2 protein-coding genes and 1 pseudogene are annotated in these 8,506 nt (G+C 39.8%); 2 read left to right on the top strand and 1 reads right to left on the bottom strand.

Going from position 1 to position 8,506, the window contains the following annotated elements:
- Nucleotides 1-168: 168 nt before the first annotated feature.
- Both A5295_RS05130 and sstT read left to right on the top strand, forming a co-directional pair.
- Entirely contained in the window at nt 169-5,778 is a 5,610-nt protein-coding gene (locus A5295_RS05130; protein ID WP_064621990.1) for a GA module-containing protein, read from the top strand.
- Between the two features lie 427 nt (nt 5,779-6,205).
- Nucleotides 6,206-7,462 (top strand): serine/threonine transporter SstT, encoded by a 1,257-nt coding sequence (gene sstT / locus A5295_RS05125; RefSeq protein WP_064621988.1) that lies wholly within the window; start codon nt 6,206-6,208, stop codon nt 7,460-7,462.
- A gap of 159 nt (nt 7,463-7,621) precedes the next feature.
- On the opposite strand, the pseudogene epsC reads toward sstT, so the two are convergent.
- Nucleotides 7,622-8,462, bottom strand: a pseudogene (epsC, locus tag A5295_RS05120) (serine O-acetyltransferase EpsC).
- Between the last annotated feature and the right edge of the window lie 44 nt (nt 8,463-8,506).

Below are 8,506 nucleotides of genomic sequence, written 5' to 3'. Positions count from 1 at the left end.
ATATTGAATATAGTTGTTACCTTAATCGCATGGTAGTTTTTGCCTATATTACTTGAATTATTACGCGGGGGGGGGGTATCCTTTGCTCTATTAACAAGCTCTTTTGCAAGATGTGAGTTTATGTCTGCAGAGCGAGTTGAAGAGAAAATATATAAGTGAGGACTGTTAATGGTTAAGAAAACACAAGCTGCTAAAAATGCTTTACATGTGTCTAAAAATTACGCGTATTTGAAGCCGAGTACACTTCGTTCAATGGCGAAAGAGATAAGTGGAACTCGTTTAGAAGCATGTAAGTCGTATGCGATTTCACGTTTACCGAAAATTGCTGTGACTGCAACATTGGCAAGCTTGCTTGCTTGTGGTGCTGGTTTGCCAACTCATCAAGCTTGGGCTAATGGTTTTAATCTTCCTGATGGTAGCTATAGGTATGCGAATCGCGATTCTTCTACAAAGGCGCAGAGGTATGTGGATATTAAACTAGTGCCATGCGATGATAAACAAAACGATAATAAGGAAACAGCAGACAGAAAAACTTACGGACAATATTATAAGGTTGAGTACCAGTTTAATTCTCATGGTGAATGGTGGGGCGGTCGACCATTCTGGTGGGCGAGCGTGCCTAAGGACGTCACGATTGTAGACGATAGCATTACTTTGTATAAGGACGAAGAGTTGACTGGTGGTTCGGCTTCTCAAAAAACAGGTACACAATATACAAAGGCTGCTTGGGATCAGTCTGTAAGCCGTTTCTGGTTTGATAATAATAAAGCGCAAGGTGCTGAATTTAAGAGTAACTGGGAAAGAATGACCGGTGAAGCCGGCGGTTATGATAAATCTGGTGATACTCTCGATACTTCTAGGGAGTATAAGAATGCTACTAGCGCTTTGATTATTAACTGGGAGAGTAGAGGCAATAGAAGATCTAAGATTAGCTTCGTTATTAAACTGAATGATAAAACGAAGCCTTTGAAGTTTGCTGCAGGTGTGTACCAAGTGATGGGCAACTGGCATTACACTGCTGGTAAGGTTGAGCTTGCGCCGACGTTGCCAGAGTATTCCAAGGAATTAGAACTTGCTTATCCTAAAGATAAAGTAGAGGTTGATTCTTCGAAATATGGCAAGAATCTTTCAGAAGATGCGAAGAAGTCTGTTCTTACAAAGCTGTGGGAAGCTAATAAGAATAATGCTGATGTACTGAAAAAGCTTAACGGTATGCCGGAAGTTCCTACTGAAGCGGCTTTCAAAAAGGCTGTAAAAGTCAATGACGATGGTAGCGCAACGGTAACGTATAAAGATAACTCTACGGATACTATTTTTAAGGAGAATCTGACTAAACGCTACGTGCCATTGTCAGAGCGCACAAAAATTACGTATCCAGCTTTGACTTCTGTGAAGAATCCAACTGCTCTTGATCAGTCAGAGAAGAAGCAAGTTGAAAATGCTATTAAGAAGGCTAATGATAAGATTAAGAATCTTATAGAAAAGGTTGATGTTGCCGCTAATGGTGATGCAACAATCACATTCAAGGATGCAACTGGTACTCATTCAACTAAAAAGCTTGAAGGCAAGTATCTTGTAAAGAAGCAGCGTTCACTTGCGGATAAGTTTACCCCTTACTATCCAGTTCCAATGGCAGTTGGAAAACCACAAGAGTTGACTCAAGGTGAGCAAACGGAACTTGTGAAGAAAGTTTATGAAGCGAATAAAACTAAAGCTGACTTCATAGATGCAATTGGTAAGCTTAACAATCTAGAAGAAGCTAAGAAATCTATTACAGTAGATAATAAAGGCAACGTGACTATCACTTATACTGATAAGTCTACTGATAAGCTCGATGGCAGCAAGCTGGTGTATCAAGCGAAGAAGCTTAATGAGACTACTTACATTACGCTTCCAGCTCGTACACCTGTACAAGATGCTAAGAAGATTCAAGAAAAAGAACGGTCAACTATTAGGCAAGCTATCTTAACAGCCAATAATGAGCTTCAAAGCAAGCTAAAAGGCAGTAATGAAAATAGTGCTATCACATTTGATGATAATACGCATACTATGACTGTTAAGTTTAATGATGATTCAACGTCTACCTTCGACTATTCTGAGTTGGTATACACCAAGGGTAATCCAGAGAATCCAACAACTGAAACAAAAAATAATAATGGGTACAAGTACAACATTACTAAGATTGCTGTTGCTGATAAAAACAAATTAACTCAAGATGATTGGCATAAGTTTGTTAGGAAGTTTATTCAAGATAACTGGAAAGCAAAAGCTGGAAAATCTGAGATAAACGATCAATATATAAATAGTACGAATGGTCTTCTCAATCAACTTCATGCGCCTGACTCTAATACGGGTGGTGGTATGACGTTGTATAAATTCTTTAGCGATTGGGATGTAACGTCTGGATCTACACTAAAACTCGGTGATAATAGAAGTAATAAAGGTATTGTTTCTTTATATCAACATGATGATGAGGTTGAGATAAAAGCATTACAGGGTTGGAATCCGAATACGGTTATTACTCTTACCAAGAACGACTGCTTTGTATCTAATGCTGCTGCTCCTAAGCCTGAAGAACTTAAGAATGAAGCTAATGATCTTATTGACAAGATTCTTAAGAAAAATGGCTTGAATGATCAAGAGATTAAGAAGTTCAAGGAAGATCATCAAGGTGAAATCAACAATATTACTAAGCCAGAAGATGTAGACAAGATTATTAAGTCTGCTGATAAGCATGGTAAAGATGAGAAGAAAAAGAAAGATGCTCAACAGCAGATTAATGATGCTAAGAATAATCTTGGTTTGACTCCTGAGCAAAAGACTGAACTTGATAAGAAGATTGGTACTGAGACTGATCCTGAAAAGATCCGTGAGAAGATAAACGAGTTCCAAAAGGATCAGGATCAAAAGAAACAGGAAGAGCATAATAAGCAGCAGCAACAAGCTGATCAGCAGGCTGAGCAGGAGAAGCAACAGCAGCAGCAGAAAGATGATGCGAAGGTTGATACTGATATACAAACTCAGAATCAGCAAGAACAGCAAGACACAGGCAAGGCTGAAGAAGCTAAGAAGACAGCTGAACTTGAGAAGCAAAAGCAGGCTGCTATTGATGAAATTAACGGGAATGATAAACTCAAGCCTGGGGACAAAGAGCAGTTTATTAAGCAAGTTAATGATGCTCAGGATACTAATGGTGTAAACAAAGCCAAGAATGATGCTACGTTAAAAGGCAATCAGAATCAGACTGCTGCTGATAGCAGTAATAACAATGGTCTTGATGCTGCTAAGACTGATGCTAAAGATAAGATTGGCAAGTTGAAGAATCTCAGCGAACAAGATAAGAAGAAGTATCAAAACGAAGTAGGTACTGCAGATAGTCTTGATAAAGTTGCAGAGATTCTCAACAAAGCTGAGTTTGAGGATGCTAAAACTGCAGCTAAGAAGAAGATTGCTGATCTGCAGAAGAATGGTGATCTTACGCAAGATGAGGCTGAAGGTTTCAATAAGCGTTTAGACGATTCTTCTACCGACTCTATACAAGACATTGATTCCATTCTTCAGGAAGCTGAGCTTGCAAAGACTAGAAAAGATGCGAATACTGCAATAGATAATCTTAAGAATCTTAATAATGCACAGAAGAAGGCTCTTAAGGAAGAAGTTGCAAATCCTGAAACTGACCCTAAGAGTGATTTAGACACTGTTGATAAGGTGAAAACTGCTATCAATAATGTTGTTACTAAGGCTAAAGATCTTGACGGCAAGATGAAGTCACTCAAGAATCTTGTGACTCTTATTAATGACCAGAAGTCTACTCTTACAGCAAAGCCTGATTATAAGGATAATAAGAAGACTGCTTTTGATAGTGCGTTCACAAATGCATCTACTCTTGTTGATGCAACTAAGGGTATGAATGCTGATGGTGCCAAGGTTGATGAGATTAAGAAGGCATTAGAAAAGGCTGTTCAGGATCTCGGTGGCAAGACTGTTGATAAGTCTGCACTGCAAAAACTTATTGACGGTGACACTGACTTCAAGAAGACGATCGCATACATTAACGCAGATCAGACTAAGAAAATTACTTACAATGAAGCTATTGCTGATGGTAATGCAGTGCTTACTGATGCTAATGCAACTGCTGAGAAAGTAGCTCAAGCTGTTAATGCTATCAATTCTGCTAAAGCTGCTCTTGATGGAGCGGTTAATACAACTGAACTTGAGCAGAAAGTTGCTGATTCTAAGAAGCTGAAGAAGTCGACTAACCCTCAATCTGTTGGCGATGCTAAGTATGAGAATGCTTCTGAAGCAAAGAAGTCTGCGTTTGATAAGGCTTTGCAAGAGGCAGAGTCCGCTCTTACTGAAGCTAAGAACGATCAGTCTCAGAAGTCTCCTGAGCAGAAGCAGCAAGCTGTTGATACTGCATTGACTGCACTCAAGCAAGCTGTTAATGAACTTGATGGTAACGACAAGACTCAATTGGTGGCAAAGCTTGCAGAAGCAAAAGATAAGAAGAATGATGTTTCTTATAAGAATGCTTCTGCTGAGAAGCAAGATGCTCTTAACAATGCTATAGACTCTGCAGAAAGCATTGTAAAGAAAGCTGGTGCAACAGAGAAAGAAATTTCTGATGCTACTTCTGCGCTTAATAATGCTGTTACTGGTTTGGACGGTCACGATACCTCTGCTTTGCAGACGGTTGTAACTGCTGCCGAGTCGAAGAAGAAGACTATTGCTTACATGAATGCTCCTGATACTACGAAGACTGCGTTTGATCAGGCTTTGCAAGCTGCTCAAGATATCTTGAAGAATCCTCAGGGCAAGACTGAGCAAGAAATCAACGATGCTAAGACTAAGCTTGAAACTGCTTCTAGTGCTCTTAATGGAACTGTAGATACGTCTAAGTTGCAGGCTGAAGTTGACAAAGCTGATTCTTTGAAGAAGTCCGTACAGTATACGAATGCTGTTCAGGATAAGAAATCTGCGTATGATACTGCTCTTGCTGCTGCTGAGTCTGCTCTTGCTGATGCGAAGGATGCTCAATCAGCGAATACTCCTGATCAGCAGCAGACTGCGGTTGATAATGCGCTTAAACAGCTTCAAACCGCAGCTGCTGCACTAAATGGTGTTGATATTGCTGATTTGCAAGCTGAGATTGCTCTTGAGAATAGTGTGAAAGAATCTGTAAAGTACGTGTATGATACTGCTGAAAAGCAGCAAGCATATAATAAGACTTTGCAAGATGCGAAGGAGCTTATATCTAAGCTAGCTGATCCTGCTGGTAAGGGTGTGGATCTTGCTGCTAAGTCTCAAGCAGATCGTAAAGCTCTTGTTGATACTGCGTTAAAGAATCTTAAGAATGCTAAAGATGCTTTGAATGGTGTTAATAAGACGGTATTGCAAGCTGAAGTTGATGATGATTCTCGCTTTAGCAAGTCGTTTGCCTACTTGCTTGGTGAAGCTCCTGATTTGGATGTGTATAAGAAGGCGTTGGCTGAAGCTAAACGTTTGCTTGCTGATCCTAACGCTACTCAGGCTCAGGTTGATGCTGCGGTTCAGAATCTTTCTGCTGCTCGTAAGGCTTTGGCTGCTGCTAAGGCTCATGCGGCTGATGTTCGTGCTTCTGTGCGCGCTCAGGTGTTGAAGAGTGGTAGTGTTGCTCAGCTTAGTAAGACTGGTAGTGACGTGTCTGTGTTTGGCTTGTTTGCTGCAACTCTTAGTGCTGCTGGTGCTGCGCTTTTCTCGGCTAAGCGTCGTGGTACTTCTCGCCACAGTAATAAGTAGAATATTTGCTAGCTGGTCTGGTTATTGCAGATCAGCTAGTTTTAGAGCTGCTTAATGTTTGCTTAATTGTATTCAGTAAGTTTGCTGAGTATTGGGTTAATTAGCATAATGAAGTTAATGTAAAATGTGCCTCACTTTGCGTCTTTCTTTACTACGCAAAGTGAGGCATTTTGCTATTTTAGTTTGCGATTACACGGGAAGTTATTGTTGCTTACTATATTTTAAGAGTTATCTTGCTTACAAAGCACTTATTGAAGTGTTTAGTCACTGAGTTGCTAAGTTATTGAAACATTGAAACATTAAACCTTAACGATTTGCATATATATGCATCCTTATGTATAATCTTTAAAAAATAAAATCTTGCAAGTGCTAATACACGTAAAAGAGTATAAAACATTCTGCACAAATTACTATACAGGAGACTCTCATGCACAAGATTGTTCAAAAATGGAATAACATTGACCTTATTTTACGCATTGTAATTGGTCTTTTTCTCGGTGCTGCGCTTGGTATTTTTGTGCCAGCTCACGTCTATGTGCTAGATCTTATGGGAAAACTTTTCGTCAGTGCGCTTAAATCTGTTGCGCCAATTTTAGTATTTTGCCTAGTTATTGGTGCGCTTGCGCAAGCAAAAAGTGTTGGCAATATGAAATTGGTAATAGGGCTGTACGCGCTATCTACGTTTACTGCAAGCCTTGTAGCCGTATGTGCTGCTATGATTTTCCCTGTTGATTTTACTTTTGCTCATGTTGCAGCAGCCTCTTCGCCGTCTCCTCAAGGAATTGGTGAGGTGCTTAATTCACTTGTGCTAAATATTGTTGTTAATCCTGTAGACGCTCTCGTTAAAGGTAACTTTATTGGTATCCTCTTCTGGGCGATTGCTTTCGGCGTTGCTCTGCGATTAGCCGAGCCTTCTACAAAAGCATTTTTCGATAACGTTTCATCTGCTATTGGAAAAATTGTTCACTGGATTATTAACGCAGCACCTTTTGGCATTATGGGTCTTGTTTATACAACAGTTGCAAGTAACGGTCTTCGTATTTTTAGCGAGTATGGTTTCGTTATTGCTTTGTTAGTAGGCACTATGGCTGTTACTGCTTTGATTATTAATCCTATTTTGGTTTTCGTACTTACGCGTAAGAATCCGTATCCTCTTGTTTTTAGGACTTTGCGTGATTCTGGTGTTACAGCGTTCTTCATGCGTTCTTCTGCTGCGAACATTCCTGTAAATATGAATTTGTGCGAAAAGCTTGGATTTAACAAAGACAATTACTCTGTTTCAATACCGCTTGGTTCAACTATTAATATGAGCGGAGCTGCTATAACTATTTCTATCATGTCTTTGTGCGCTGCTCACACGCTTGGTATTCGCGTTGATATTCCAACGGCTGTGATTCTTTCTGTGCTTTCTGCAGTTTCTGCTGCAGGCGCATCTGGTGTAGCTGGTGGTTCGCTTTTGCTTATACCTCTTGCATGCTCGTCGTTTGGTATTTCAAACGATATCGCTATGCAAGTAGTTGCTATTGGTCTTATTATTGGTGTTATTCAGGATTCTTGCGAAACCGCACTTAACTCTTCCACAGATGTTCTCTTTACTGCGGTTGGTGAATATCGTATGTGGCAGCGTGCAGGTATTAAGTTTAAAATGGGCAGGGATCATGAGCCAGTGCAGCTTAAAAAGTAGCTGTTCTAGCTGTTGCTAAGTATTCTTGCCAGTGCGCGTTCTTACGTTTTTACGTTTTTATGAGCGCGCACATTTATTATATTTGGATGTTTATTGTAAATGAATCTAACAGATGTTCAAATAAAATAGTAGAAGTGGAATCAGTATTTTTAGCGCGCATTAGACTTTAGGGAAGTGGTAGGTTGTGTTTGCAGGAATGCTGCGGTTGATCCACGCGTTTGCTGCGATTATACTTCCGCTTCCTATTGTGGTTTCTCCGCCTAAGATTGTTGCGTTTGCGTAAATTACAACATTATTCCCAATATTTGGATGTCGCTTTCCACCTTTTATAGGATTTCCGTTCTCGTCTAGCGCAAAACTTTTTGCACCCAGCGTTACTCCTTGATAAAGCTTAACATGTTCGCCGATTACAGTTGTTTCGCCAATTACAATGCCGGTTCCGTGATCAATGCAAAAATATGCGCCAATTTTTGCTCCTGGATGAATGTCGATTCCAGTTTTTCTGTGTGCATATTCGCTCATAAGTCTAGGAATTAGTGGCACGTTAAGCTCATAGAGTGCGTGAGCTGTGCGGTGAATAAGCATTGCGTAAAAACCAGGGTATGCGAGCGTGACTTCTACTTTGCTTGTGCAAGCAGGATCGCCTTCATATATTGCTTGAATATCTGTTAAAAGTAACTTTTTAATTGCAGGAAGTTTATGTATGAATTGATTGCAAGTTTCTTGAATTTTAATTGAGTTGCTTGTATAGGATTGAAGTTCGTGGAATATAATGCGTTCTATAGTGTCTACCGCGTTTGAAGTAACGGTATTCAAAGTAGCATTGAGTTGCGCAGTATCGTTACTTACATTGCGTGCATGCAACTCAGGCAAAAGTAACACCTGAGTTGCATGTATGAGCGCAAATAATATTGTGATAGTTGGGTATGAATGTAGCTTGCCTTATGTCAGAATCATGAATTGAATTGAGTTTGTTTATAAGGTCAAGATGCTCATTCATACATTAATCTCCAGTATTTTTTTGTTTTCTTTATTTTCTCGTTT

The organism is Gardnerella sp. 26-12 (genome assembly GCF_001660745.1).
Lineage (GTDB): Bacteria > Actinomycetota > Actinomycetes > Actinomycetales > Bifidobacteriaceae > Bifidobacterium > Bifidobacterium swidsinskii.
Note: the sequence above shows the minus strand (reverse complement) of the source record. Positions and strands in the feature narration are given on the sequence as shown.

Bases quoted from the DNA above. Each gene is read 5' to 3' on its own strand.
- sstT (WP_064621988.1), top strand. From the start codon at position 6,206: ATGCACAAGATTGTTCAAAAATGGAATAACATTGACCTTATTTTACGC.
- A5295_RS05130 (WP_064621990.1), top strand. From the start codon at position 169: ATGGTTAAGAAAACACAAGCTGCTAAAAATGCTTTACATGTGTCTAAA.